At 71.8% G+C, this 24915-nt stretch carries 23 protein-coding genes; 13 read left to right on the plus strand and 10 right to left on the minus strand.

What is annotated here, in order from left to right:
- Positions 1-148 precede the first annotated feature (148 nt).
- A complete protein-coding gene (locus tag SPRI_RS25770) occupies positions 149-823 on the plus strand; it encodes an esterase/lipase family protein (protein ID WP_037774800.1) in 675 nt (224 codons plus the stop codon).
- A 135-nt stretch (positions 824-958) separates the two neighbouring features.
- Here SPRI_RS25770 and SPRI_RS25775 read toward each other — a convergent pair whose 3' ends face one another.
- A complete protein-coding gene (locus SPRI_RS25775; RefSeq protein ID WP_005318296.1) occupies positions 959-1612 on the minus strand; it encodes a class I SAM-dependent methyltransferase in 654 nt (217 codons plus the stop codon).
- A 153-nt stretch (positions 1613-1765) separates the two neighbouring features.
- Here SPRI_RS25775 and SPRI_RS25780 point away from each other — a divergent pair, with 153 nt between their 5' ends.
- Both SPRI_RS25780 and SPRI_RS25785 read left to right on the plus strand, forming a co-directional pair.
- Positions 1766-2614, plus strand: a complete 849-nt coding sequence (locus SPRI_RS25780; RefSeq protein ID WP_037774802.1) for a helix-turn-helix domain-containing protein — start codon at positions 1766-1768, stop codon at positions 2612-2614.
- On the plus strand, positions 2574-2777 hold the full coding sequence (locus SPRI_RS25785; protein WP_005318298.1) for a DUF397 domain-containing protein: 204 nt from the start codon (positions 2574-2576) through the stop codon (positions 2775-2777). The genes SPRI_RS25780 and SPRI_RS25785 overlap by 41 nt, the downstream gene beginning before the upstream one ends.
- A 16-nt stretch (positions 2778-2793) precedes the next feature.
- Here the strand turns inward: SPRI_RS25785 and fsxC are convergent, their stop codons facing one another.
- The 4 genes from fsxC to SPRI_RS25805 are packed head-to-tail and all read right to left on the minus strand — an operon-like array spanning position 2794 to position 9670.
- The gene (fsxC, locus tag SPRI_RS38575) at positions 2794-5697 is read right to left on the minus strand and encodes an FxsC protein (protein ID WP_005318299.1); all 2904 of its coding nucleotides are present in this window, start codon (positions 5695-5697) and stop codon (positions 2794-2796) included.
- The gene (locus tag SPRI_RS25795; RefSeq protein WP_037774803.1) at positions 5690-6640 is read right to left on the minus strand and encodes an AAA family ATPase; all 951 of its coding nucleotides are present in this window, start codon (positions 6638-6640) and stop codon (positions 5690-5692) included. The genes fsxC and SPRI_RS25795 overlap by 8 nt, the downstream gene beginning before the upstream one ends.
- Entirely contained in the window at positions 6637-8700 is a 2064-nt protein-coding gene (locus SPRI_RS25800; RefSeq protein ID WP_005318301.1) for a vWA-MoxR associated conflict system protein, read from the minus strand. The genes SPRI_RS25795 and SPRI_RS25800 overlap by 4 nt, the downstream gene beginning before the upstream one ends.
- The gene (locus tag SPRI_RS25805) at positions 8690-9670 is read right to left on the minus strand and encodes a lipase family protein (protein WP_037774805.1); all 981 of its coding nucleotides are present in this window, start codon (positions 9668-9670) and stop codon (positions 8690-8692) included. The genes SPRI_RS25800 and SPRI_RS25805 overlap by 11 nt, the downstream gene beginning before the upstream one ends.
- A gap of 348 nt (positions 9671-10018) precedes the next feature.
- On the opposite strand from SPRI_RS25805, the gene SPRI_RS25810 reads away from it, so the two are divergent.
- Entirely contained in the window at positions 10019-10555 is a 537-nt protein-coding gene (locus tag SPRI_RS25810; RefSeq protein ID WP_037774807.1) for a VOC family protein, read from the plus strand.
- The gene (locus tag SPRI_RS25815; RefSeq protein WP_005318306.1) at positions 10548-11351 is read left to right on the plus strand and encodes a MerR family transcriptional regulator; all 804 of its coding nucleotides are present in this window, start codon (positions 10548-10550) and stop codon (positions 11349-11351) included. The genes SPRI_RS25810 and SPRI_RS25815 overlap by 8 nt, the downstream gene beginning before the upstream one ends.
- 128 nt (positions 11352-11479) lie before the next feature.
- Here SPRI_RS25815 and SPRI_RS25820 read toward each other — a convergent pair whose 3' ends face one another.
- On the minus strand, positions 11480-11920 hold the full coding sequence (locus SPRI_RS25820) for a DUF6069 family protein (RefSeq protein WP_005318308.1): 441 nt from the start codon (positions 11918-11920) through the stop codon (positions 11480-11482).
- A 305-nt stretch (positions 11921-12225) separates the two neighbouring features.
- On the opposite strand from SPRI_RS25820, the gene SPRI_RS25825 reads away from it, so the two are divergent.
- Positions 12226-13671 carry an MFS transporter gene (locus SPRI_RS25825; protein WP_005318310.1) on the plus strand — a complete coding sequence of 482 codons (1446 nt, stop codon included), beginning with the start codon at positions 12226-12228 and terminating at the stop codon, positions 13669-13671.
- Positions 13672-13699: 28 nt separating this feature from the next.
- Here SPRI_RS25825 and SPRI_RS25830 read toward each other — a convergent pair whose 3' ends face one another.
- Positions 13700-14341, minus strand: coding sequence for a response regulator transcription factor (locus SPRI_RS25830; RefSeq protein WP_182327630.1), 642 nt, complete (start codon positions 14339-14341; stop codon positions 13700-13702).
- Positions 14338-15474: a sensor histidine kinase gene (locus SPRI_RS25835; protein ID WP_053557363.1), complete on the minus strand. Its 1137-nt coding sequence runs from the start codon at positions 15472-15474 to the stop codon at positions 14338-14340. The genes SPRI_RS25830 and SPRI_RS25835 overlap by 4 nt, the downstream gene beginning before the upstream one ends.
- Positions 15475-15747: 273 nt before the next feature.
- Between SPRI_RS25835 and SPRI_RS25840 the strand changes: the two genes are divergently transcribed.
- The 3 genes from SPRI_RS25840 to SPRI_RS25850 are packed head-to-tail and all read left to right on the plus strand — an operon-like array spanning position 15748 to position 18683.
- A complete protein-coding gene (locus SPRI_RS25840; RefSeq protein ID WP_005318316.1) occupies positions 15748-16602 on the plus strand; it encodes a MaoC/PaaZ C-terminal domain-containing protein in 855 nt (284 codons plus the stop codon).
- A 13-nt stretch (positions 16603-16615) separates the two neighbouring features.
- Positions 16616-17692 (plus strand): Zn-dependent alcohol dehydrogenase, encoded by a 1077-nt coding sequence (locus SPRI_RS25845; RefSeq protein WP_005318318.1) that lies wholly within the window; start codon positions 16616-16618, stop codon positions 17690-17692.
- A 13-nt stretch (positions 17693-17705) separates the two neighbouring features.
- Positions 17706-18683, plus strand: a complete 978-nt coding sequence (locus SPRI_RS25850) for a 3-oxoacyl-ACP reductase (RefSeq protein WP_053557364.1) — start codon at positions 17706-17708, stop codon at positions 18681-18683.
- Between the two features lie 344 nt (positions 18684-19027).
- On the opposite strand, the gene SPRI_RS25855 is transcribed toward SPRI_RS25850, so the two are convergent.
- Positions 19028-20278, minus strand: a complete 1251-nt coding sequence (locus SPRI_RS25855; RefSeq protein ID WP_086025605.1) for a hypothetical protein — start codon at positions 20276-20278, stop codon at positions 19028-19030.
- A gap of 184 nt (positions 20279-20462) precedes the next feature.
- Here SPRI_RS25855 and SPRI_RS25860 point away from each other — a divergent pair, with 184 nt between their 5' ends.
- From SPRI_RS25860 to SPRI_RS25875, 4 genes are read left to right on the plus strand one after another with little or no spacing between them, the layout of a single operon-like run.
- Positions 20463-21500: an ABC transporter substrate-binding protein gene (locus SPRI_RS25860; protein WP_005318323.1), complete on the plus strand. Its 1038-nt coding sequence runs from the start codon at positions 20463-20465 to the stop codon at positions 21498-21500.
- Between the two features lie 42 nt (positions 21501-21542).
- The gene (locus SPRI_RS25865) at positions 21543-22382 is read left to right on the plus strand and encodes a Nif3-like dinuclear metal center hexameric protein (RefSeq protein ID WP_053557365.1); all 840 of its coding nucleotides are present in this window, start codon (positions 21543-21545) and stop codon (positions 22380-22382) included.
- Complete coding sequence (locus SPRI_RS38175) at positions 22379-23122, plus strand: zinc ribbon domain-containing protein (protein WP_005318326.1); 744 nt, start codon at positions 22379-22381, stop codon at positions 23120-23122. Before SPRI_RS25865 ends, SPRI_RS38175 begins: the two co-directional genes overlap by 4 nt.
- Entirely contained in the window at positions 23122-24393 is a 1272-nt protein-coding gene (locus SPRI_RS25875; protein WP_053557366.1) for a bifunctional RNase H/acid phosphatase, read from the plus strand. Before SPRI_RS38175 ends, SPRI_RS25875 begins: the two co-directional genes overlap by 1 nt.
- A 237-nt stretch (positions 24394-24630) precedes the next feature.
- Here SPRI_RS25875 and SPRI_RS25880 read toward each other — a convergent pair whose 3' ends face one another.
- Complete coding sequence (locus SPRI_RS25880; RefSeq protein WP_005318331.1) at positions 24631-24909, minus strand: hypothetical protein; 279 nt, start codon at positions 24907-24909, stop codon at positions 24631-24633.
- Positions 24910-24915 lie beyond the last annotated feature (6 nt).

Consider the following 24915-nt stretch of genomic DNA (forward strand, 5'->3'; position numbering starts at 1 on the left):
GTCGAGCGCTTCTCCCCACCGCGACGCGCCGTCGAGCGCTTCTCCCCACCGCGACGCGCCGTCGAGCGCTTCTCCCCACCGCGACGCGCCGTCGAGCGCTTCTCCCCATCCCCACCCTTGAGTCGAGGCACCCGTGAAGAAATCCGTCATGACCGCAGCCGTCGCAGCAGCCGGCGTGCTTCTCGCCGTGCAGGCCCCGGTACCTGCCCAGGCGTCCAGCAGCTCCGGTTTCGTGCCGGGCAGCAATCCCGTCCTGTTCGTGCACGGCTACAACGGTGACAGCAGCAACTGGAACACCATGGCCGACCGCTTCAGGGCCGACGGCTGGCCGTCCTCCCACCTGCACCAGTGGAGCTACGACTCGGGCCAGTCGAACACCGTGACCGCCCAGCAGTTGTCCACCGAGGTCGAGCGTGTCCTCGCTGCCACCGGGGCGACCCGGGTCGACATCGTGAGCCACTCCATGGGCGGCCTCTCCTCGCGCTACTACCTCAAGAACCTCGACGGGACCTCCAAAACCGAGGCCTGGGTGTCGCTGGGCGGCCCGAACCACGGAACCGACTCCGCCGACGCCTGCTTCGACGCGTCCTGCCCCGAGATGCGCATAGGCTCCAGCTTCCTCACCGCCCTCAATTCCGGTGACGAAACCCCGGGCTCACCCCGCTACGCGACCTGGTGGTCGCCCTGCGACACGGTGATCAACCCGGACAGCTCCGTGTCCCTGTCCGGCGCGGTCAACACCAGGACCACCTGCGTCTCGCACATGGGCCTGCTCACGGACGCGACGGTGTACGCCCAGACCCGCGACATGATCAACCGCTGAACCGCACGCCGGCGGCATGCCCCCGCCGGGTGCCCGTCCTCGACCCGGGGCGGCGGCGCCGACGCGGTGCTGAACGCGTCATGTGCCGTCCGCCGGGTCGCTGATGGCGACTCGTCACGGTGCGGCAGTCCGTCGTCAGATGCCCTGGCCCGTGCGGCGCAGGACGCGCAGCGAATCCGTGGCCGACACCTCGGTGAACGCGCCGGACGCCAGCGCGCGGAGATAGATGCGGTACGGCGCCTGGCCGGTCCATTCGTCGACCGGGTCGGGGAAGACGTCGTGGATCACCAGCAGCCCGCCGTCCGCGACATGCGGGGCCCAGCCCTCGTAGTCGTTCGTCGCGTGCTCGTCGGTGTGGCCGCCGTCGATGAAGACGAGGCCGACCTTCCCGCCCCACACCTTCGCCACCTGCGGCGACCGGCCGACGACCGCGACGACGTGCTCCTCCAGACCGGCCTTGTGCAGCGTCCGGCGGAAGGTGGGCAGCGTGTCCATGAGGCCGACCTCGGGGTCCACCGTCTCCGGGTCGTGGTAGTCCCAGCCGGGCTGCTGCTCCTCGCTGCCCCGGTGGTGGTCCACGGTCACGACGACCGTGCCGGCGTCCCGCGCCGCGTCCGCCAGCAGGATCGTCGAGCGCCCGCAGTACGTCCCCACCTCCAGCAGCGGCAGCCCGAGCGCCCCGGCCTCGGCCGCGGCCGCGTACAGGGCGAGGCCCTCGCCCACGGGCATGAAGCCCTTGGCGGCCTCGAAGGCGGCAAGGATCTCCGGCTTGGGAGCGGCGGCGGCCATGGGGTCCTCCTGGACGGGTCGTGCGGATCAGGCCATCGTGCCCTACGCGCCGGTAGGTCCCCCGGTCGAGGTGTCCCGCGTGATTCACCTCACCCGGAACCGCCGGGGTGCTTACGGTCGGCCGGGAGCCACAACGAACGGGGGGCCGATGCGATGGTCCACATGCGCAACCTCGACCCCGGCGCATCGCCGCTGGACTACTACGGCGCGGAACTGCGCCGCCGCAGAGAAGCGACCGGCATGAACCAGGTCCAGTTGGGCTCGTGCATCTTCGTCACGGGCTCGCTGGTCGGCCAGATCGAGACGGCGAAGAAGGTCCCCACCCGGGATTTCAGCGAACGGGTCGACGCGGCGCTGGGCACGGACGGCATGTTCTCCCGGCTGGTGGGCCTGGTGCTCAGAAGCCAACTGCCGCACTGGTTCCAGGCGTACGCGGAGATGGAGGCGAAGGCGGCGTACATCTCGACGTACCAGGCGCAGTTGGTGTACGGGCTGTTGCAGACGGAGGACTACGCGCGGGCGGTGCTGGCGGTGAGATCCCAGGAGAGCCTCGACGCCAGGGTGGCGGCCCGGATGGAACGGCAGCGCATCCTGGACCGCGAGACCCCGCCGCTGATGTGGGTGGTGCTGAGCGAAGCCGTGCTGCACCAGGAGATCGGTGGCCGCGAGGTCATGCGGAATCAACTTGCGCACCTGCTGGAGCTGCGCGGTCGGGAGTGGGTGAAGGTGCAGGTGCTGCCCTTCGAGACCGGTGCGCACGCGGGGCTGATGGGTTCGTTTACCCTCCTGCGGTTCGACAACGACCCGGACCTCGTCTACACCGAGGACTTCGTGCAGGGCCACATGACGGCCAACCCGGCTGCTGTCAGGGAGGGTTCACTTCGTTACGATCACTTGCAGGCCGCCGCGCTCTCCGTCGACGATTCGGCGGCGCTCATCGCCCGCGTAGTGGAGGAACGGTATGGAGACCATCCAGAGCCTGACGGACGTGCGCTGGCGTAAGTCGTCGTACAGCGGCGACACCGGCGGCGAGTGCGTCGAGGTCGCGGACCTGACCCCTCACGTCGCCGTCCGCGACTCCAAGAACCCCGGCGGTCCCGCGCTCTCCATCACCCCCGCCGCCTTCGCGGCGTTCGCCGCCGCCGCCGGAGCCGGCCGCCTCTGACGGGCCCCTGCGCGCGTCATGATCCGTCCGCCGGATCCCTGAGGGCGGGGCGTGCGGCATCAAGAGGCGACTGCGCGTGCCGGTGGTAGGCGGAGTAGACGTCCCTGACCACCGCCGGGACGACCCGGCCCAGGGCCTTGATACTGAGCACGCTGCTTCTGGACATGGTCGACAGGGGCGACTCGTTGCGGTGCAGCAGCCTGGGAATGGTTCGTGCCAACTCCTCGGACAGGTCATGCCCTGCATCTGCGGATTGCGGGTCGGTGGGGTTCCAGGGGATCACCACCTTTACATCCGGCCGGTGCAGCCTGTTGAGCGCCATGAGTTGCGCACGCAGCTGCGGCACCCGCACGGCCCACGGGTCGACCAGCACGATCAGCGGGCCTTGAGAAGGAGCGTCTTCCTCGGGACCCGCGAGCACCTCGTCGAACGGCACGGTGTCCACCTGCCGGTTGGATACGAAGACGATGGACGCCACGAGATCTGCCACGGCCCGCTGGGACACTGGGCGGAAGGGGTTCCAGGCGCCCCGTGTCGCCCCGTAGTAGAAGGGCGAGCGCCCTTCGGGCAGTTCCACGGCAGTGGGCGCCGCAACCGCGAGCCGGAGATTGCCCGGCATGCCCCCGGGCCCGCCGAAGGCGCTGGGGACGCTGCGGTAGTCCACAGCACTGCCCGGGGGCAACTGGACGGTGTCGGCGACGATGACGATCCGTTTCGCCAGCTCGTAGACGGCCCGCTCGTACTCCTCGGCGAACAGCCGGAGCTTGATCAGCCCGTAGAGGCCGTCGGTGGCATAGCGCTCGCCGAAGACCCGGTGGTCGATCTGAAGGCGTTCTGCCGGACCGGGAAGTATTTCCTGAGGTGTCGGCACCCACAGGGCGGGCACGATGGGCTCGACCGGCCTGCCGCTCCTGGCATGGTGGTAGACCGCCCGCTGGGCGAAGGCGTACCACTCCCTGCCGCACATCTCGCTGGCGAAGTAGCGGGGCGAGTAGAGCGGGACGAACGTCCGGCACGTGGCGAGGACTTCTCCCAGCCGCTCGGACCAGCCCTCGCCCGATCTGATCTCCCGGTCCATGAAACCCGCGGGGGCACCGGCCGGAAGGTCGGTCATCGCCATCACATGGCCACACAGATCACGGAAGAGGCGCTCGACCCACATGTCGGGGTCGGCTCCCTCGGCGTAACGGGGGGTATGGGCGTAACTGAGAAAGAAGTACGGGCGGTGGTCGGACCTGTCGCCTCCGGTCTGGGCGGCGCGGAGTTGTGGGCGATCCGCCCAGGCGGCAGGTGCCGGTGGCGTCACCGGCGCAGGGGGCGACAGGTGATCTTCGGCATCCACGACGTCCGCTGGATCCGCCACCGACGTGGCCGGACCGTCGCCGGTCACTCCCAGAGCAGCCAGAGTGCGGGCCGAGAGGTCGGCGAAAGGGGCCGCTTCCGAGGAGATCGCGGCCCGACCCCCGGCAGCGGGAACCAACGCCGCGAAGTGCCCGGCGGCGGAGGTGTGGGCAGCGATGAAACGGCTCACCGCGTCCCGGGTACGCCGCGCGTCGCGGGCGCCGAGCCGTGCGGTCAGCCGTTCGCGTACCCCGTCCCTGAACCGCAGGAGGGGGCCGCTGCCGCCCGCTGGTCCTTCGCTGATCGAGAAGAGGCCACTGACCACGACTTCGGCGACATCGGCCGACGTCGCCTCGGGTACGAGTTCCTGCCGGATCAGGTGGATCAGCGCGGTGTTCAGACCGGGAAAGGGCGAACAGAGCACTGCGAGTCGCAGGGCCGGGGACGACGCGCTGTGGAGGAACGCCTCGACGAGCTGTCCGCCGTCCGGCGGAGCGCACCGTGGAGCCGGTGGTCGCGGAATGATGCCCGGTTCCGGGACCAGCACCGCTTGGCATCCTGCCGGATCCCCGCGCATGAGCATGCGCGTCCACCGGGCGACCGAGTGCGGTGACAGAGCCACCACCGGAACGGGCACCCATGTGTGTCGTCGACCCCGGAGAGTGTCCGGCAGGGTGTCCAGCAACGGCGGCACAAGGTAGCGCAACCGGACGTTGGGCGAGCCCGCCGTGGGTGGTGGGGAGACCCTGACGGCCGGTAGATCGAGCCCTGACTGCCGCCAGATCTGGGGCGGCAGTGGGTTGACAAGCACTGTGGGCGTGACCGCCGAGCTGCGGCGTAGGAGGTCCCACACCGCGTCGCCCCCCGACACGCAGTCGGAGACGACCAGCAGGAGCCGCCGGGAGTGCCCGGTGGTCGACGCGCCGTCCCGCCGGCGCCCGGGCGGCGGGCCCCCGGTGAGGGGCTCACCTCCTTTGCCGGAATCGATGCCGGCTGTGCGCAGGGTACGGAAGACACCTGACGTGGCGAGCACCTTGAGCAGCTCGTCGACGGTGGCGTCCCACACAGCCATCGTGGGCGACCGGTCGACCACGACCGTCAGGTCGAACCAGCGTTCCGGGCCGGGCCTGAACGCGGGAACGAGCTCACCGCTCCTCGCGTAGTCGGAGACGGTGGCATCGACGTCGAGCTGCTGGCTGCGACCGTTCCGCCATGGACGGCCCAACGGCCTGAGAGCAGAGGCGAGCTGCCTTGCGTCCGGGAGCGCGGAGGCTCTGGGCACGGTCACCTCGCGTGCCGCGAGTGTGGCCCCTTCCCCGTCCTCCGCCGACTGGTACACGGGGCGCCCTTCGCCGTCCCAGTCGGGCAGCCGTTCACGGAGGTCGTCGGACGTGGCCGGGTCGGCTCCGCCGCTCCCGCCGCCGGGCGCCGCACCCGCCCGCCGCGGCATGCGGGCGGACAGCCACAGCAGCTCGGCCAGCGACACGGCGTCCAGGTCCTCGCCCGCACCGTTCAGGGCGCCGATGACCGCTGTCAGCGCGTCGGACCCGGCGGCCCGTTCGCCGCCCTGGTCAGGCACTTGAGAGATCCTTCATGAGAAGGTCGATGAGCCGGCTGTTCTCCTGGGGCGAGCCGGTGGTCCCCTTGAGCAGGTGGAGTGTGCCGAGCAACTGGTCGACGGCGACGTTCTCACCGGAGGCGACACGGCGTACGAAGTCATCGATCAACTCCGCCTCGGGCCCCGAGTCGCCGACGTCCAACTGGAGGTGGCCCCGGACAACGGCGCGCATCAGGGCGGCTGTCGGCTTCGGCATGGTGAAACGCACACAGCGGCGCAGGAACGCCGCGGGGAGGTCCTGCTCCCCGTTGCTCGTCATCACGATGAACGGGAATTCGGTGCACTGCACGTGGCCCCTTCGCACGAGGTGGCGGGCATCGGTGTTCCACATGCGCACCTGAGCCTCCTCCTGGGCCTCCCGCAGAAGTTCCGTGATGTGGAACTCCCCGCGCTCCAGGACATCCAGCAGGTCACCCGGGAGGTCGAGATCGGCCTTGTCGATCTCGTCGATGAGCAGGGCCCGGGGGCGCGGTGACGGAAGCAACGCGGTCCCCAACTGTCCGAGGGTGAGAAAGTCCGCGACGTCGTCCGCAGCGGCGACCTGGCCGGCTCTCGCCTTCTCCTGCTCGAGCCGGTGGGCATGGATGCGGCCCAGGGCGTCATAGCGGTACAGCGCGTCCGCGAGGGTGCTCCGCGAAGTGATGTGCCAGCGCAGCACGGGCCCGAGCGCGAGTTCGGCCGCCACCTGTTCGATGACGGTGGACTTGCCCGTGCCGGGGCCGCCGGTGATCAGCAGCGGTCGCCGCAGCGAAAGGGCGGCGTTCACGGCGTCGGTCAGACCTTGCGGGGGACGGAAGACCTCGGCCGGTGACGGCGTAGGAAAGGTGCGCCATGGCGGAGGAGTCGGCAGAGCCGCGTCCGCCCGCGGGATCCCGTCGCCTCGGTAGTAGTCGTCCCACATCATGCAGTCCCCTCGTCGGCAGTCGGAGCCGGTGGCGGTGTCGAACGGAAGTGCCGGCAGAAGCGCAGCCAGTCCTGGTCGTCCCAGACGGCCCGGAGGTCGGCCAGGTCACCGGCCTCCTCCCCGCGCCAGCGGTTGCGATAGGCGCGGGTGAGCACTCCCGGCATGGCCCACCAGCTCGCTTCGAGACAGCCGTGGCGTTCCTTCGGGAACCCGCCCGCGGTGTGCGGCCACAGCAGAACGGGGGTGTACGCGAGCAGCGTCTCCATGAGCCGCGCATCGGTGCCGGGGTGCTGGGTGAGGCCGATTCCCCGCGCGTAGCGACCGTTGCGCAGTTGGCTGCGCAGCGTCTGCGGATCGGCGAGCTCCTCGTGGGCCAGCCAGTCGACCGGGGCGCCGTCGCCGCATTCGGAGATCGTCTCCCAGCGCTCGGCGAGGGTGCCTTCGATGCTGCGCAGCACAGCGTCAGGGTTGAGTCGGTTGCTCCAGTGCAGCCGGACGTCGAAGCGGACACCGAGAAGAAGCGCGGCACCCGCCTCCTCGGGCCGCCATTCGAGCAGCAGGCTGCTGGGAATGGCGATGTCCAGCCGTTTCAAGGGCAGTTTCAGTGTTCGCGCATGTTCGTCGGCCCACAGCACCGCCCTCTCGACGGCGTCCTCCGCGCCTCGTCTGTCGGCGCTCCCGTTGGTGAACTGCTCGTGCTCCAGCAGCGCCCCGTCCATCAGAAGCCAGGCATCGAGCGTCTCTGGCCACTCTCCGGCGAGGGAGGCGTGAAGGCTCACGACCAGACCCATCCGCTGACCGTCCGTGCGGGTAGCGGCGTGCCGGCGCGCATCGTTGACCAGCGCCGGCGCCTCGATCCGTTGTCCCCAGTCCTCCAGGGCGGGGTCGTCGAGGCTCATTCCGCAGGCCTGGCCGAGCAGCGCGACGAAGCGCGCGATCGAGCGCAGGCCGTCGGTCTCGGACTCGGGGTGGTTGAAGGCGAGTTCGTCGATGATGCCGACGTCTGTGATGGACACGCTCGCACCCGGCACCCGTCTGTCGGCGGCGAGCATGGTGTGCAGGGCGTGCCGCATGGCCTCGGTGGTGAGCTTGCCGCCGATCCAGCCGCGGATGAACGTCACGGTGTGAATGGCGATGATCGCCCCGTCCAGTGCGCGTACCGCGCGGTCCCTCTCTTCCGACGGGGCGCGGCCGAGTACGTCCTTCCGGCATTGAAGGACCGACTGCAGACTTGCACCGGGAGTCGGAACGGGCACCGGGGGGTCGACCCGGCCGAGCGACTCGGTGAGTTCCTCGTGGGCGAGTGGTCCCGTGAGACCGCCCAGGAGGGCCATGCGGGCGCTCGCGTTACGGGCGATCCACAGCGGCTCGGACGCCGCCCCGGCATAGTCGAAAGCGGTGATGTTCTGCCCGACGAGTTCCCTGCGTAAGGCGTGGCCCAGGTCCGCAAGGGTCAGTTTTCTGCCCGCCGTGAGCAGGCCCCTCCTCAGGAGGGTGGTCAGGCCACGGGAGAAGGCCAGGTCGACAGCGGCCTGACTGAGCGAGGAACCCATCAGGAGGGACAGCCGGCTCTGCCCCAGCCGTGTACCGGCGGTAAGGTCCTGCGCCGCCGGGAGGGCGCCGGCGGCGTGACAGGTGTCGATGATGCCGAGGACGCCCGGGATCCCCGGGTGGTCGAGGGCCCGCGTCAGGAGTTCGCTCACGTTCACCGAGCCGTGCCTGACGTCCTCGACCGAGTCGGCCCCCATGAAGTGGAGCGTCGCCGCCTGGCCGGGTACGAAGCCGTGCCCGAGGAACGCCAGAACCAGTACCGCGCCGTGTTCGGCCGCGTACGCCGCAGCCGTGTGCACCGTTGCGGTGATTTCGGCGCTGGTCAGACCGTCACCGGTGACAAGAGCGCTGCTGCCTGGGGGAAGGCCGGGGCGGCAGGCTCCGACCGAGACGTCGGACAGTACGGCGAACAGGTCGGCGGCGGCTTCTTCCAAGCGCGTCAGGCGCTCCATGGAGGCGCACTGCGGTGCGACGACGAGCACATGCCGCATGCTTGGTCTACTGCGCATCTGCCGTTCCGTGCGGCAGGGTCGCGGTTTCGGCCAGTGCCTCGGCGACCGGCCCGGCAACGCTCGCCCGGGCCAGGTACGTCTCCGCGGAGTGGACCCACACGCCGTCGGAATCCACCCGGCGGCTCTCCGGCAGCACGCCCGAGGAGTTCGCGGCCATGTCCCTCTCCAGATGGGGGCGGACGGCGAAGATGTCGTCACGGTCCCAGTAGTTCCTCCATCGGAGCACTCCTTCGGGCACGCGGGGAGGCTGAGGGGCAAGCCGCGGCCATACGACGGACCGCATGGCGATCGGTGAACCGAGGGTGACGAACAGAGGTGTGGCCGAGGGCAGTTCGTGCAGCGCTTCCAAGGTGACGATCGAGCCCAGCGAGTGCGCGACCACCACCGCCGGTCCCTCGCCGATGGCTGCCAGGACGCGCGCGCGGATGCGGTGGTCGAGACCGGAACCCGCCGCATCCGCTTCGCCACGGGCCAGGTATCTGGCCACCTGCCCGAGTTCGCGGACCATCAGCTTGGGAGTGATCCACTGGGCTGCAGCCCCCCACGGCCTGAGAGCGAGCACCGTGGTCGCCACGTTGAGCGCCCGGCGCACCACGTCGAGACCGCCCTGGCTCTGGTCTCTCGGCTGCGCCTGTGCCCGCGCGCCCGCCAGGAGACGGCGGCCGGCTTCTCCGTCCTCCTCGGCCATCAGCCCGTCGACCCAGGCGAGGAGGAGATCCGAAAGGATCTCGGCCTCGGCCTCCCCGGGCGCCACATCGCCTTCGCCCTGCGCCTGGCTGCGGCGGAAGAGATCGTCGTAGTGCGCGAAAACGCACTCGACGCCGCCGTCGGCGGACAGCGAGCCGGCGAGGGCCGAATGTCCGGCGGCGCGCATGCCGGAGGCCAGTGCCGTCGTCCAGGCCGCCAACTCGCGGACGGGGTCGCGGGGGCGGCCTATCCCGTGGATGAAGACGAGTCGTGGTCGCATGAGCCGCTCTCCCCGTGTCGACTGCGTGCTCAGCAGGCTAGCAACGAGCCGTCAGCTCCGGCAGGTGATCGCACAGGCGGCGCGCACGCCGCCGCCGTACCGCCGCGCCGCAGAGCCGTACCGAACCACGCCTCGGCGAGCGACCGGGGCGTGCTCGCGTCGCGGACGCGCAACTCCCCGATGGACCAGGGCCGGTTGCTGTACACGTGCAGCGGTGTGTACGCCATCAGCACAGCCGGGTCGAAGTCGCGGCCGCACGCCGTGAGGAGCCGGCGCAGCGTCGGAACAGGGCAAGTTGTCACGGACCGGCTTGACCCTCACGTCGCGTGAGGCCGGAGGGTGGCGTGCATGAGCGACTACTACAACGCGTTCGAGATGAGTCCCGTGCCCGCTCCCGGCCCGGACGCGGTTCCGCCGGAGCTGTTCCGTGGCATCTACGGAATGCCGGCGTTCGTGACGATCCCCACGAGCGATCTGGCGGAATCGGTGGACTTCTGGGTCCGGGGCCTCGGGTTCTTCGAGCTGTTCACCATTCCCGGCAGGCTGGTGCATCTGCGCCGGTGGGCGTTCCAGGACGTGCTCCTCGTCCCGGCGGAGAGCGTGCCGGAGCAGCCGCCGGCCATCAGCGTCAGTTTCTCGTGCGTGCTCGGCCAGGTCGATTCCCTGGTCGAGGCCTGCCGTGCCGTGCGCCCGGACTCGGTCGACGGCCCCCGCGACACCCCCTGGAACACCCGCGATGTGGCGGTGACCACCCCCGAGAACGCACGGATCGTCTTCACCGCGGCGAAGCCCTTCGATCCGGACAGTCAGGAGGCGAAGAACCTTGCGGCCATCGGCATCACCCCACCGGACCTCGAGCGCGACGACAATGTGGAGCATGCCTGACACCACCGACGCCGACGGCCTGACCGTCGGTCAGGTCTCGGCGCGTGTGGGCGTGACGGTCCGCGCGCTGCACCACTGGGACGAGATCGGTCTGGCGCGACCGTCGCTGCGCACCGCTGTCGGATACCGGCTCTACACCGCCGGTGATCTGGAACGCCTGCACCGCATCGTCGTCTACCGCGAGCTCGGTCTCGGCCTGGACAGGATCGGGGCCGTCCTCGACGACCCGGCCGCGGACGTGCCCGGCGCACTGCGCGCACAGCGCGAACAGGTCACCGAACGGATCGACCGCCTCCAGCAGCTCGGCGCCGGGCTGGACCGGATGATCGACGCCCACGAGCGCGGCCTGCTGCTGACCGCCGAGCAGCAGGCCGCGATGTTCGGCCCCCGGTGGAACCCGGACTGGCCCGCCCAGGCCCGTCGGCGCTACGGAGACACGAAGCAATGGCAGCAGTACGCCGAACGCTCGGCCGCTCGCGGTCCTGAGGAATGGCAGGTCGTCGCCGACGAGGTCGCCGACCTCGACCGCGCGCTCGGGGACGCGATGGACACCGGCGTCGAACCCGGTAGTCCGGAGGCGCACCGACTCGTCGAGCGGCACCGCGAAGTCTTCGCTTCGTACTTCCCCCTCACCCGGCAGATGCAGGTCTGTCTCGCCCGCAGGTACGAGGCCGATCCGGGATTCGCCGCCCACTACGACGGCATCCGCACCGGCCTGGCCGCGTGGTTCCGCCGGATCGTCGACGCCGACGCGCGCGCCCACGGCATCGACCCCGACACCGCGACCTGGCAGTGAAGCCCGCGTCCGGAACCTGCCGCTTCCCACACCGCCTCAGGCCCCGCAGACCTGGCGGCTGTTCCTGCCCGAGCCGCTCCGGCGGGCCGGCCCCGAAGCGCGACGCTCCCTCCGGTCACGAGGACCCGTCAGCCACGGCTCCGGGCGGCGGCGTGCCGGTCGTCCCTGCGGCGACCGAGCCCGGGGATCAGCACGGCTCCCACGACGACATGCATCAGGCCGAGCCACAGGCGGGTGGAGGTGCTGATGGCCGGGTCCGTCAGCGGCAGGCACGACAGCGCCAGCACCAGCACGGCCGCCACGGCCCAGATCGTCCGGCCCCGCCGCGGTGCGAACCGGTCCAGGAGACCGCGCAGACCCCAGCCCGCCAGTGCGGACAGGACGCCGGCGATCAGGATCTGCGGAGCGCCGAGCTCCACCGCGCCCCGCGGCGTGAACACCTCCAGCCTCGCGCCGAGCAGTGGGTCGGCCACCAGCCATACCAGCAGTGGAGCCATGGCCGCGGCCACCACGACAGGGACCGCCGCCGACCGCTCACGCCGGACGGAAACCTCAGGGGCGATGGTCATCGCACTTCCTCCTCCTCATTGGGCAGTAGCGTCATGTGGAACAGCACTTCCACGAGACGACGGGGACCAATCGGCCCACTGAGCCCTCCGCCCGTGGGACGGTGCCAGGTGGCCTGCACAGCACCCACCACGGCACCCGTCCGGCCGAGGCCGGCCGTGACCCCCCGCGCGCCCGCGCACACCCGCCCCGGAATGCCCTCACCGCTCCGACGGCACAAAGCCGTACTAGGTCCCTGGTCCTGGTCCCGTGCCGCATGAGCCGTACATCGAAATCAGGATGTACGGACCGACCTGTCGCTGCGACCATGACAGGCATGCCCCAGGCCCCCTCGAACGCGCAGAAGTCACTCGCCCCCGCACCCACCACGCCCTCGCCCCGTACCTGGGCGGTGGTCCTCGCCGCGTGCGCCGGTGCTTTCCTCGTCGTGCTGGACGTGTCCGTGGTGAACGTGGCACTGCCGTCGATGCGTGCCGATCTCGGACTCTCCGCGACGGGGCTGCAGTGGGTCCTCAACGCGTATTCGATCGCGTTCGCCGGATTCATGCTCCTCGGCGGGCGGGCGGCGGACATATACGGCCGGAAGCGGATGTTCATCGTCGGGCTGAGTCTTTTCACCGCCGCGTCCGTCGCCGGTGGACTTGCCCAGGAGGGCTGGCAGTTGCTGGCTGCACGCGCGGTGCAGGGGCTCGGCGCGGCCGTCCTCGCGCCGGCGACGCTGACCATCATCACCTCCGCCGTGCCGCCGGGTCCGGCACGGACCCGCGCGATCGCCACCTGGGCGGCGGTCGGAGCCGCGGGCGGCGCGGCGGGCGGGTTCGTCGGCGGGGTGCTGACCGACCTGCTGTCCTGGCGCTGGGTGCTGCTGATCAACGTTCCCGTCGGTGTGGTGGTGCTTGCCGCCGCCGTCGTGTGGCTGACGGAGAGCCGCACCGGCGGCAGCCGCCGGCTCGATCTGCCGGGCGCGGTCCTGGTGACGGGCGGTCTGGCCGCCGTCGCTTACGGCATCGTGCAGACGGAGCAGTCCGGCTGGGGCGCCGGCGGCACCCTGCTGCCGCTGCTCGGAGGGCTCGCGCTGCTCGGCCTGTTCCTGGTGGTGGAGGCCAGGACGAAGGCGCCGCTCATGCCGCTGAAGCTGTTCCGCTCGCGTGCCGTGTCGGCCGCCAACACGGCCATGCTGGTGACTGGTTCCGCGTCCTTCGCGATGTGGTTCTTCATGACGGTCTACGCCCAGAACGTCCTCGGCTACACCCCGCTGGAGGCCGGCCTCGCCCTCGTCCCCAGCTCCGTCAGCGTCATCGTCGGCTCGAAACTCGCGCCGTCACTGATGGCCAGAGGCGGCGCGCGCAACGTCGCCGTCCTCGGGACCCTGATCGCCGCGACGGGATTCGGCTGGCAGTCCATGATGACCGCGGACGGCACGTACCTCACGGCGATCGCCGGCCCGGGCATCCTGATGATGGCGGGCATCGGCCTGGCCGCCACGCCGCTCGCCGCCCTCGCCACCTCCGGCGCGGACTCCGACGACGCGGGGCTCGTCTCCGGCCTGATCAACACCTCCCGCACGATGGGCGGCGCGCTCGGCCTGTCGATCCTGTCGACGGTCGCGGCCGCACGCTCCGGCGGCGCCACCGGACCGGAGGGCCTGACGGCCGGTTACGCGCTGGCCTTCCGTACGGGGACGGGCGTGCTCCTCGCGGGCGCGGTGCTCATGCTGCTGTGGCTGCCGCGGACCGCGGCGGACCGGGCGTGAACACGGTGGGGCGGGCCGGGAGCGGTTGTCACAGCCAGCCCTGCTGCCGGGCGGCCCGGACCGCCTCCATCCGGTTGCGGGTGCCGGTCTTGCCGATCGCTGACGACAGGTAGTTCCGTACGGTCGACTCGGACAGGTGCAGCCTCTCCGCGATGTCGGCGACCGTCGCCCCGTCCACCGACGCGCCGAGGGCGTCCCGTTCCCTGGCCGTCAGCGGGTTCGGTCCGGCGCCGAGCGCCGCCGCGGCCAGCGCCGGATCGACGACCGTCTCGCCGGTCAGCACCCGCCGGATCGCCCGGGCCAACTCCTCCACCGGCCCGTCCTTCACGAGGAAGCCGGCCGCCCCCGCCTCCATGGCCCGCCGCAGATAACCCGGCCTGCCGAAGGTGGTGAGGATCAGCACCCGGCAGTCCGGCACCTCCCGTGCCAGGTCGGCGGCGGCGTCCAGGCCGCTGCGCCCCGGGAGTTCGATGTCGAGCAGGGCCACGTCCGGCCGGGAGGTGAGCGCCGCCTCCACGATCTGATCACCCCGCCCCACCTGCGCCACCACGTCGATGTCGGCCTCCAGACCGAGCAGCAGGGCGAGTGCGCCCCGCATCATGCCCTGGTCCTCCGCGAGAAGGACACGCACGGACTTCGCCGGTCTGTGGTCCCGCGGCATCTCGTTCATGGACTGAAGGCTACGGCCGTGAACGGCACCTCGGCGGTCACGCGGAAGCCGCCCTGCGGGGCCGGGCCCGACTCCAGCGTGCCGCCCGCCGCGGCGAGCCGTTCCGCGAGTCCCCGCAGGCCGCTGCCGGGCGGGACGGGCGACGGGCCGGGGCCGCGGCCGTCGTCCGTGACCGTGAGGCGGGCGTGGTCCGCGGCGCCCGAGAGCGCGATCTCGCAGTGCGAGGCCCCCGAGTGGCGCACGACGTTGGTCACCGACTCCCGCACCACCCAGCCGAGCAGGGTCTCCGCCTTTGGCTCCAGCAGCGGGCCCGACAGGCGGACGAGAGGGTCGATGCCGGCGGTGGTGAGGGTGTCGCGGGCGCGGGCGAGCTCGGCGGTCAGGCTGCCCTCGCGGTAGCCCGTGACCGCCTCGCGGATCTCGGTGAGGGCCTGGCGTCCGACCGCCTCGATGTCGGTGATCTGGGTCAGCGCCGCCCGCAGGTCGCGTTCTGTGAGGCGGCGGGCGGCCTCCGCCTTCACCACGATCACCGAGAGGGTGTGGCCCAGCAGGTCGTGCAGGTCACGCGAGAAGCGCAGCCGCTCCTGTTCGACGGCGCTCCGGGCCAGTTCCTCGCGGGCGGCCCGCAGTTCGCCCACCGTCTGCGAGAGCTTGAAGACGGCGGCGGTCACCATCGACGAGAGGAACGTGCCGTACACGACGCTGATCGCGACCCAGCCGTCCCGCCAGACGGCGACGGCGCCCGCGGCCACGCAGAGGGGCACCACCACCAAGATCAGCAGACGGCCCCGCAGCACCGCGCCCACGGCCAGGCCGAGGAGCGGGAAGAAGAGCAGCCAGTCACCGCCGTAGCCGGCGCCGAGGCCGAAGGTGAGCGCGGCCAGTGCCACCAGGGCGCCCCGGGTCAGGGCGGAGTCGCGCCGGGCGTCGTCGAAGGCGCGGAAGACGACGGCGAGGTAGAGCGTGTTGAAGGCGAGCACCCCGAGGGCGCCCACCCAGGGGTTGGGGGTCTCGCCCTTGACGAGGTTGGCGACGGCGCCGAGCCCCATCAGCAGCCAGGGCAGCATTGCGAATCCTCCTGGCGGGCCGGCTGCCACGGGCCCACCGCACCGACGTGTCCTGGAAAGGTTCATGGCCCCGACGCTACGGACCGGCCGCGCCGCCCGGCAGAGCCGTATGTACGGAGCCGCCGGTGACAAATGTCCCGGGTGCGCGCGCCCGCGCCGGACCGGAGCTGACGTGGCGTCAGCAGTCTTCACAACCTCCGAAGGCCGCGCTATACATAGGGCCATCGGCCTAGAACGCGTTCTAGAACGGCTCGCCTGGCCGGTCCCGTACGACCTCGGTGCGGCCGACGGTGCGGACGGCCGTGCCGAGGTCTCCCCCTCACCGAGGAGCAGCAGCCCATGCCCATCGACGCCGCCAGGGCCGTCGCCGCCGAGCCCCGCTCCGCGACCGTCACCTGGGACCACAAGGACATCCAGCTGTACCACCTCGGCGTGGGCGCCGGCCGCCCCGCCACCGACCCCGACGAGCTGCGCTACACCCTCGAGTCCCGGCTCCACGTGCTGCCGAGCTTCGTCACCGTGGCCGGAGCGGGCAGGGGCGTCGTCAGCGGCATCACGCTCCCCGGGCTCGACATCCCGCTCGCGTCCGTCCTCCACGGCGGCCAGCGGATCGCGCTGCACCGCCCGATCCCCCTCACCGGCACGGCGACCTCCACCTCGCGGATCGCCGCCGTGTACGACAAGGGCAAGGCCGCGGTCCTCGTCCTGCGCACCGAGGCGGCCGACGACGACGGGCCGCTGTGGACCAGCGACTCCCAGCTCTTCGTACGCGGCGAAGGCGGCTTCGGCGGGGAACGCGGGCCGTCCGAGCGGCTCGAGGCCCCCGGCCGCGCCCCCGACCGGACCGTGGAGCGGCACATCCGCGAGGACCAGGCCCTGCTCTACCGGCTCTCCGGCGACCTCAACCCCCTGCACGCCGACCCCGACTTCGCCAAGCTCGCCGGCTTCGACCGGCCGATCCTGCACGGCCTGTGCACGTACGGCACGACCCTGAAGGCCGTCATCGACACCCTGCTCGGCGGGGACGTCACCCGCGTCCGCTCGTACCGCGCACGCTTCGCGGGGGTCGTGTTCCCCGGCGAGACCCTCCGCGTCCGGATGTGGGACCTGCCCCGCGGGGTCCAGGTCGTGGTGACGGCCGCGGACCGTGACGACGCCCCCGTCCTCGCCGACACCCTCGTAGAAACCGTGTGAAGGGAGCCGCACCATGCGCGCAGCCGTAGTGCACGAGATCGGCCAGGACAAACTCGAAGTCCTCGACGACGTCGAGGCGGTGGGTTTCGGCCCCGGCAAGGTACGGATCCGGATCAGGGCCACCGGCCTGTGCCACTCCGACGTCTCCGCCATGAACGGTGTGCTGCCGCAGCCCGCCCCCTTCGTGCCCGGCCACGAGGGCGCCGGAGAGATCCTCGACGTCGGCGACCAGGTCAGCGGTCTCACCGCCGGCGACCGGGTCCTGATGTGCTGGCTGCCCGCGTGCGGTCTCTGCCCGTCCTGCAAGCGGGGGCAGGGCCACCTGTGCCTGACCGGGTTCATGAACGCCGGCACCCCCAACTTCCGCCGCCCCGGCGGCGACGTCTTCGGCTTCGCGGGTACCGGCACCTTCACCGAGGAGGTCGTCGTCGACGCGGGCTGCGCGGTGCCGATACCCGAGGACGTGCCCTTCGACATCGCCGCCCTCATCGGCTGCGGTGTCACCACCGGACTCGGTGCGGCCATCAACACGGCGAAGGTGGAGGCCGGTTCCTCCGTCGCCGTCATCGGCTGCGGCGGCGTCGGCATCTCCGCGATCCAGGGCGCGAAACTGCGGGGCGCGGCACAGATCGTCGCCGTCGACCCCGTCGCGGCCAGGCGCGAGGCGGCGCTGCGCTTCGGTGCGACGGAGGCGGTGGAGCCCGAGGCCCTCGGCGACGCCAAGCAGCGGATCACCGCGGGCGAGGGCTTCGACTACGTCTTCGAGGTCGTGGGGAAGTCGGCCACGGCCCGCACGGCCTACGCGGCGACCCGGCGCGGCGGGACGCTGTGCATCGTCGGCGCCGGCGCGATGGACGACCACGTGCGGTTCAACATGTTCGAGCTGTTCTTCGACGAGAAGCGCATCCTGCCGTCCATGTACGGCGGCGGTGACGTGCTGCGCTCCTACGAACGGGCCATCGCGCTGTGGCGGGCCGGCCGGATCGACCTGGCGGGCCTCATCACGCACCGGGTGCCGCTCGCCGGGATCAACGACGCGGTGGCGCAGATGCGCAGCGGCGAGGCCCTGCGTACATGCATCGAGATCTGAGGGGACGGTACGCATGTCACTTCCCCTCGAGGGCCTGAGCGCGATCGTCACCGGCGCGGGCCGCGGCCTCGGACGGGCCGAGGCGCTGGAACTCGCGCGGCTGGGTGCGGCCGTCGTCGTCAACGACTACGGGCCGCCGGGACGGGACGGCGTGGGCGAGCCGGCGGCCGGGTCGGTCTCCGACCCGGTGGCCGATTCGGTGGCCGAATCGGTGGCCGGGGAGATCCGCGCGGCGGGCGGCCGGGCCGTGGCCCACCTGGGCGACGTCGCCGACTTCGGGACGGCCCGCGCCCTGGTCGACCTGGCGGTCCGCGAGTACGGAAAGCTGGACATCCTGGTCAACAACGCGGGCATCCTGCGCGACCGGATGGTCTTCTCGATGAGCGAGGACGAGTGGGACGCGGTCGTCCGGGTCCACCTCAAGGGCCACTTCAACACCACACGTTTCGCGGCCGCGCACTGGAGGGAGCGCGCCAAGGCCGCGGGCGGCCGGGTCTACGGACGGATCGTCAACACCTCCTCCGAGGCGTTCCTCGCCGGCTCGGCGGGTCAGCCCAACTACGCGGCGGCCAAGGGCGGCATCGTCGGACTGACGACTTCGACGGCGCACGCCCTCGCGAAGTACGGCGTCACGGCGAACGTCATCTGCCCGCGCGCGAGGACCCGTATGACCGAGGACGTCTTCGCCGGCGTCGCGGAAGCGGAACCGGGCGGGTTCGACGCCCTCTCGCCGGAGCACGTGGCACCCCTGGTCGGCTACCTGTCCTCACCCGCCGCGGCGGTCGTCAACGGCCAACTGCTGGTCGTCCACGGCGGGATGGTGGCGGTGGTGGAACGGCCCCGGGTGGCGGCGAAGTTCGACGCGTCGCTTGAGAAGGGCCCGACGTTCAGCTTCGAGGAGCTGGCGGACGTGCTGACGCCGTACTTCGAGGCGCAACCACGGGGCGAGACGTTCGCGGCGGTGGAGGCGCTGGGCCTGAGGCGGGGGTAGGCGGGGGGTCCCCTACGGCCGTCGGCCGTAGGGGAGTTCGGGGAACGCCCCCGCAGCGGTCAGGGCCCGTCGCCCCCCGACGGCCTCCGGTGCCGCCCCCGCCCCGGGGCCGACGACTCGTCCTTCGCCGCCGCGCCGCCCCGGTGCCTGCCGGCACCCGGACCCGTGCCACCGCCGCCGGCTTCGCCCCGTCCCGTCGCCGCGGTCTGCGGGCGCGCCTGGGTCGTGTCGGTTCGGGCTTCTGACATGTGGGAAGTCACCCCGTAGAAGATCGCTGCTTACACGTGTCACAGGCCCTCCGGCGCCCGGCCGAAACCGTGGCCCGGTCGACCCGGCCCGTGAGTCTAACCACGGGCCCCACGTCCGGTGAGCGGCGCCTGCTGCAAGGGAACGGGCCTGCACACAACAGGACCGCCGGAGCCCTCGCACGGTTCCCCACCTGCGGCTTCCGCTTGTGCCGGTTCTGTGGCGGCCCTGTGACCGAAGGTTTCTGCAGGGGCGCAGAGGGCTTCCGGAACCTCCGTACGACTCACCCCGCACGGCATCGACTCCGTCGCGCACGGCAGTTGCAGCACGCCGTCCCGGCTCCAGGTGCCGGCTCCCGCCAACCATCCCTCCGGGGGGACGAGTTGGATCATCCGGCGGGCCGAGGGGCGCCACAGGCCCACCCAGCTGCCCGCCGCGCCGTCGATCCGCAGGGCCACCGCGCAGCCCTCCGGCATCAGGACCTGCCCCGGCTGCACGGCGAACGGCGTCACCAGCGCGTCCGGCAGCCTCAGGCTCCGGGGGAAACGCACCGGCCGGGCGCTTCCCAGCACGCCCCAGCCGAGCCGGTCCTGCCCGGGCCCCGGCGCGTTCGACCGGATCAGCAGCAGACCGCTGTCGGCGTCCGCGAGCAGCAGCCGGTCGTCGCTGTCGTCCGTGATCTGCAGCAGCGGCGTCACCTCGCCGCCGCGCGCCAGGTCGACCACGACCGTCTTGACCGGGCCGCCGTCGGCCCGCCTGCGGTCCAGCGCCAGCAGGCGTCCCGCGCGATCCAGCCACGCGCCGCCCGAGCAGTGTCCCGCCACCTCCGCGATCCGCTCGGGGCCGCGGGCGCCGCCCGCCACCAGCCAGACGCCGGTGGAGTGCGCGCCCGGCACCAGGGCGTAGGCGAGGACCCCGTCCGGGGACGGCGGCAGCAGTGTCAACTCCTCGGCGGGGACGGCCCCGAGAGGCAGTTCGCCGGTCGCCGGACCGGTCGGGTAGAGCAGGGAGAACGTGTGCCGCTCCGCGACCCGGCGGCCGATCAGCACCCGGCCGTCGGAGAGCGGCAGCACCTGTGCGTCGCGCTCCTCCGGCTGGTCCAGCGGCAGTGGAACGGCGTACGGCTCGAGGCCGTCGAGGGTCCAGCGTTCGGGGAAGAGGGCCTCGCCCGTCCCCGCCAGGCGGGCTCCGTACGTGCCGTCCGCGGTGATCGTGATCGCCGCGGCCACCGCTCCGCGAGGGGCCTCCGCGTCGCTCGTGGTCCGCGTGCCGTCGTCCGAAGCGTCCGAACCGTCCGTACTCGCCACCGCCCCGTCCGCCGTGGCGGTCTCGATGGCACAGGCTGTCATCGATGCCTCACCTCCGGACTCCGAAGCTAGGTATCGCACTTCCTGCCGAACAACACGTGACGGGTCTCTTCACACATAAGGGTGGCCATGCCCTGATTTGCATGAGAAAGAGGAGGTGGTTGTGCTCCCTGCTCCGGCCGTGCTTAAGGTAAGGCCCACCTAAGTACTGGATCAGGAGCACGTCATGTCCCTACGCCGCCGCGGCACAGCCGCCGCAGTCGCCCTCGCCGCCGCCCTCTCCCTCGCCGCCTGCGGCGCCGACGGCGGTGCGGACAAGGACGCTGCCGGCAAGGCGGACGACGGCGGCAAGAAGGCCGTGGCCCAGGGCGGCAAGGACTTCGGCGACGCCGCGGCCAAGACGGCGGCGATGGGCACGGACGCCGAGGCCGGCGAGTTCCCCCGCACCATCACCCACGCCCTCGGCAAGACCGAGATCAAGGCCGCTCCCAAGCGGGTCGTCGTCCTCGACGTCGGCGAGCTGGACAACGTGGCCTCCCTCGGCATCCGGCCCGTCGGCTACGCGCCCACCGAGGGCGACGACGGCATCCCCGGCTACCTGAAGAAGGAAGCCGGCAACCCCAAGAACGTCGGCACCATCAACAGCCTCAACCTCGAGGCCATCGCCGCCCTCGAGCCGGACCTGATCCTCGGCAGCCAGCTGCGCGCGAGCGACAAGTACAAGGAGCTGTCGCAGATCGCCCCGACGGTCTTCTCCATCCGCCCGGGCTTCACCTGGAAGGAGAACTACCTCCTCAACGCCGCGGCGCTCGACAGGACCGCGGAGGCGAAGGCCAAGCTCGGCGAGTACGAGAAGAAGGCGAAGCAGCTCGGCACCGACCTCGGCGAGAACAAGCCGACGGTCACCATGCTCCGCTACATGCCGGGCAAGATCCGCCTCTACGCGAAGGCGTCCTTCATCGGCACGATCCTCGACGACGCCGGCGTCCCGCGGCCGAAGAACCAGCAGATCAACGACCTCGCCGCCGAGATCAGCCCGGAGAAGATGGACGAGGCCGACGCCGACTGGATCTTCACCGGCGTCTACGGCGACCCGTCGAAGACCAAGCGCGACACCGCCGAGTCCAACCCGCTGTGGAAGGACCTGAGGGCCGTGAAGGCCGGGCAGGCCAAGGACGTTCCCGACGAGACCTGGTACCTGGGTCTCGGCGTCACCGCCGCCGACAAGGTCCTCGACGACCTGCGCGGGTTCCTCGTCAAGTAGGGCACGGCCGCACAGGCGGGCGGGGCAGGTAGCCTTTGCTGCGTGCCCCGTCTGTCTGAAGTCATCTCCGCGCTCGACGCCCTCTGGCCTCCAGAGCGGGCCGAACAGTGGGACGCCGTCGGCACCGTCTGCGGGGACCCCGACGCCGAGGTCCTGCGGGTGCTGTTCGCCGTCGACCCCGTCCAGGACGTGGTCGAAGAGGCGCGGCGGCTCGGCGCCGACCTGCTCGTCACCCACCACCCGCTCTACCTGCGCGGTACGACGACGGTCGCGGCCGGCCACTTCAAGGGCCGGGTCGTGCACACGCTGATCAAGAACGACATCGCCCTGCACGTCGCGCACACCAACGCCGACACCGCCGACCCCGGCGTGTCCGACGCCCTCGCCGGCGCGCTGGACCTGCGCGTCGTACGGCCCCTGGTGCCCGACGCCTCGGACCCGAACGGCCGCCGCGGCCTCGGCCGCGTGTGCGAGCTGGATCATCCGGAGACGCTGCGCGAGTTCGCGGCGCGCGCCGCGAAGCGGCTGCCCGCCACCGCGCAGGGCATCCGCCTCGCCGGCGACCCCGACGCGACGGTCCGCACCGTCGCGGTGAGCGGCGGCTCCGGCGACAGCCTCTTCGACCACGTGCGCGCCGCCGGTGTGGACGCCTTCCTCACCGCCGACCTGCGCCACCACCCGGTGTCGGAGGCCACCCAGCACTCGCCGCTCGGCCTGGTCGACGCCGCGCACTGGGCGACCGAATGGCCCTGGTGCGAACAGGCCGCCGCGCAGCTCGACGCGATTTCCGACCGGTACGGCTGGGACCTGCGGGTCCACGTCTCCGAGACGGTCACCGACCCTTGGTCCTCCCACCACGATTCCTCTGGAGCCCCCAACTGAACGCCGCGCCCGCCGACCAGATCCGACTTCTCGACGTCCAGTCCCTCGACCGGCGCCTGTCGCAGCTCGAGCACAAGCGCCTGTCGCTGCCCGAGCACGCCGAGATCGAGTCGCTCACCAAGGACCTCACGCAGCTGCGTGACCTGCTCGTCGCCGCGCAGACCGAGGAGAGCGACACCGCCCGCGAGCAGACCAAGGCGGAGCAGGACGTCGACCAGGTGCGCCAGCGCGCCACCCGCGACCAGCAGCGGCTCGACTCCGGCGCGATCACCTCGCCCAAGGACCTCGAGAACCTGCAGCGCGAGATCGTCTCCCTCGCCAAGCGCCAGGGCGACCTGGAGGACATCGTCCTCGAGGTCATGGAGCGCCGTGAGTCCGTGCAGGAGCGCGTCGCCGAACTGACCGAGCGGGTCTCCTCCGTGCAGGCCAAGGTCGACGCCGCCACCGCCCGCAGGGACGCCGCGGAGCAGGAGCTCGACAGCGAGGCCGCGTCCGTCACCAAGGAGCGCGAGGTCGTCGCCGGCTCCGTCCCGGCCGACCTGCTGAAGCTGTACGAGAAGCTCCGCGCCCAGCAGGGCGGCGTGGGCGCGGCCCGGCTGTTCCAGCGCCGCTGCGAGGGCTGCCAGCTCGAGCTGAACATCACCGAACTGAACGAGGTTCGCGCCGCCGCGCCCGACACGGTCCTGCGCTGCGAGAACTGCCGCCGCATCCTCGTCCGCACGTCCGAATCGGGGCTGTAGTGCCCGTACCGCGCGAGTTCGTCGTCGAGGCCGACGGCGGCTCACGAGGCAACCCCGGCCCCGCCGGCTACGGCGCGGTCGTCCTCGACCCGGTCTCCGGCGAGACCCTCGCCGAGGCCGCGGAGTACATCGGCGTGGCGACCAACAACGTGGCCGAGTACAAGGGCCTGGTCGCCGGTCTCAAGGCGGCCCACGCCCTCGACCCCGAGGCGCTCGTCCGCGTACGGATGGACTCCAAACTGGTCGTCGAGCAGATGTCGGGCCGCTGGAAGATCAAGCACCCCGACATGAAGCCGCTGGCCGCGGAGGCCGCCCGCGTCTTCCCGCCCGCGCAGGTCACCTACGAGTGGATCCCGCGCGAGCGCAACAAGCACGCCGACCGGCTCGCCAACGAGGCGATGGACGCGGGCAAGCGGGGCACGCAGTGGGAGCCGTCGCGCTCCACCGCGGCGCTCGACGCACGCGACGCGGAGGCCGCGCGCGTGGTCGGCGACGCGGCGGCCGGTGCGGCGAAGGCACGGGCGGCGCTGGTCCGCACCGGGGGCTCGACCGCTGCCGCCGCTCCCGTCGTCTCCGACGCGGTCGCGGGCGCGGAACTCCTGGCGACGCCCGCGCCTGCGTCCGCCGGATGGGGCGCCCCCGACCTGGGGCTGCCCGCCACGTTCGTCATGCTCCGGCACGGCGAGACGGTGCTCACCCCCGAGAAGCGCTTCTCCGGCAGCGGCGGCAGCGACCCGGCGCTCTCGGCCGTCGGCCGCCGCCAGGCCGACGCCGTCGCCGCGGCGCTCGCCGAGCGCGGCACGATCCAGGCGATCGTCAGCTCCCCGCTGCGGCGCTGCCGTGAGACGGCCGACGCCGTCGCGTCCCGACTGGGCCTTCCCGTCAGCGTCGAGGAGGGCCTGCGCGAGACCGACTTCGCGGCGTGGGAGGGCCTGACCTACGCGGAGGTACGGGAGCGGTACCCCGACGACCTCGAAGCGTGGCTCGCCTCCCCGAAGGCCGCGCCGACGGGCGGCGGCGAAAGCTTCGCCACGGTGGCGCGGCGGGTCGCCGCGACGCGGGACAAGCTCCTCGCGCTCCACCAGGGCCGCACGGTCCTCCTCGTCACCCACGTCACCCCGGTCAAGACCCTGGTCCGCCTGGCCCTCGGCGCCCCGCCGGAGTCCCTGTTCCGGATGGAACTGTCGGCGGCGTCGCTGTCGGCGGTGGCGTATTACGCGGACGGCAACGCGTCGCTGCGGCTGCTGAACGACACGTCGCACTTGCGGTGACGGTGGGGCGTAGCCGCTGCGCGGGGCGCGCTTTCCCCACCCCGCCCCTTCCCGTAACCGGGGGCTCCGCCCCCGGACCCCCGCGCCTCAATCGCCGGCGGGGCTGATTTCGCGGAGCGAAATCCAGCCCGCCCGGCGATTGAGGGCACCGCGCGAAGCGCGGTACGGGTCCGGGCGGAGCCCGGTTACGGGAAGGGGCGGGTAGGGGAACAAGCCCGCCGCAGGCGCCCCCGCCCGCTACCCGCCCACCATGGGCCGCCGTCTCCCCGACAGGGACAGCGACATCACGAAGGGCTCCTCGGACAGCTCGTCCACGTCCCGGCGCGAGAGCACCCCCGTCACCACCGTGGCCGCCGACGAGGACGCTTCCACGCCTGCCTCGCGGAGCCGGGCGACCTCCCGGTCCGAGGGAGCGCCCGTGAGGCGGAGGATCACGACGAGACTCCGGCTCTCCGGCGCGCGGGCGGCCTCCTCGACCGCAGAGGCCAGGGGGGCGTCGAGCTTTCCGTAGTCCACTCGCCG

It is taken from the genome of Streptomyces pristinaespiralis (assembly GCF_001278075.1).
GTDB lineage: Bacteria > Actinomycetota > Actinomycetes > Streptomycetales > Streptomycetaceae > Streptomyces > Streptomyces pristinaespiralis.

Bases quoted from the DNA above. Each gene is read 5' to 3' on its own strand.
- SPRI_RS25770 (WP_037774800.1), top strand. From the start codon at position 149: ATGACCGCAGCCGTCGCAGCAGCCGGCGTGCTTCTCGCCGTGCAGGCC.
- SPRI_RS25775 (WP_005318296.1), bottom strand. From the start codon at position 1,612: ATGGCCGCCGCCGCTCCCAAGCCGGAGATCCTTGCCGCCTTCGAGGCC.
- SPRI_RS25780 (WP_037774802.1), top strand. From the start codon at position 1,766: ATGGTCCACATGCGCAACCTCGACCCCGGCGCATCGCCGCTGGACTAC.
- SPRI_RS25785 (WP_005318298.1), top strand. From the start codon at position 2,574: ATGGAGACCATCCAGAGCCTGACGGACGTGCGCTGGCGTAAGTCGTCG.
- SPRI_RS25795 (WP_037774803.1), bottom strand. From the start codon at position 6,640: ATGATGTGGGACGACTACTACCGAGGCGACGGGATCCCGCGGGCGGAC.
- SPRI_RS25800 (WP_005318301.1), bottom strand. From the start codon at position 8,700: ATGCGCAGTAGACCAAGCATGCGGCATGTGCTCGTCGTCGCACCGCAG.
- SPRI_RS25805 (WP_037774805.1), bottom strand. From the start codon at position 9,670: ATGCGACCACGACTCGTCTTCATCCACGGGATAGGCCGCCCCCGCGAC.
- SPRI_RS25810 (WP_037774807.1), top strand. From the start codon at position 10,019: ATGAGCGACTACTACAACGCGTTCGAGATGAGTCCCGTGCCCGCTCCC.
- SPRI_RS25815 (WP_005318306.1), top strand. From the start codon at position 10,548: ATGCCTGACACCACCGACGCCGACGGCCTGACCGTCGGTCAGGTCTCG.
- SPRI_RS25820 (WP_005318308.1), bottom strand. From the start codon at position 11,920: ATGACCATCGCCCCTGAGGTTTCCGTCCGGCGTGAGCGGTCGGCGGCG.
- SPRI_RS25825 (WP_005318310.1), top strand. From the start codon at position 12,226: ATGACAGGCATGCCCCAGGCCCCCTCGAACGCGCAGAAGTCACTCGCC.
- SPRI_RS25830 (WP_182327630.1), bottom strand. From the start codon at position 14,341: ATGAACGAGATGCCGCGGGACCACAGACCGGCGAAGTCCGTGCGTGTC.
- SPRI_RS25835 (WP_053557363.1), bottom strand. From the start codon at position 15,474: ATGAACCTTTCCAGGACACGTCGGTGCGGTGGGCCCGTGGCAGCCGGC.
- SPRI_RS25840 (WP_005318316.1), top strand. From the start codon at position 15,748: ATGCCCATCGACGCCGCCAGGGCCGTCGCCGCCGAGCCCCGCTCCGCG.
- SPRI_RS25845 (WP_005318318.1), top strand. From the start codon at position 16,616: ATGCGCGCAGCCGTAGTGCACGAGATCGGCCAGGACAAACTCGAAGTC.
- SPRI_RS25850 (WP_053557364.1), top strand. From the start codon at position 17,706: ATGTCACTTCCCCTCGAGGGCCTGAGCGCGATCGTCACCGGCGCGGGC.
- SPRI_RS25855 (WP_086025605.1), bottom strand. From the start codon at position 20,278: ATGACAGCCTGTGCCATCGAGACCGCCACGGCGGACGGGGCGGTGGCG.
- SPRI_RS25860 (WP_005318323.1), top strand. From the start codon at position 20,463: ATGTCCCTACGCCGCCGCGGCACAGCCGCCGCAGTCGCCCTCGCCGCC.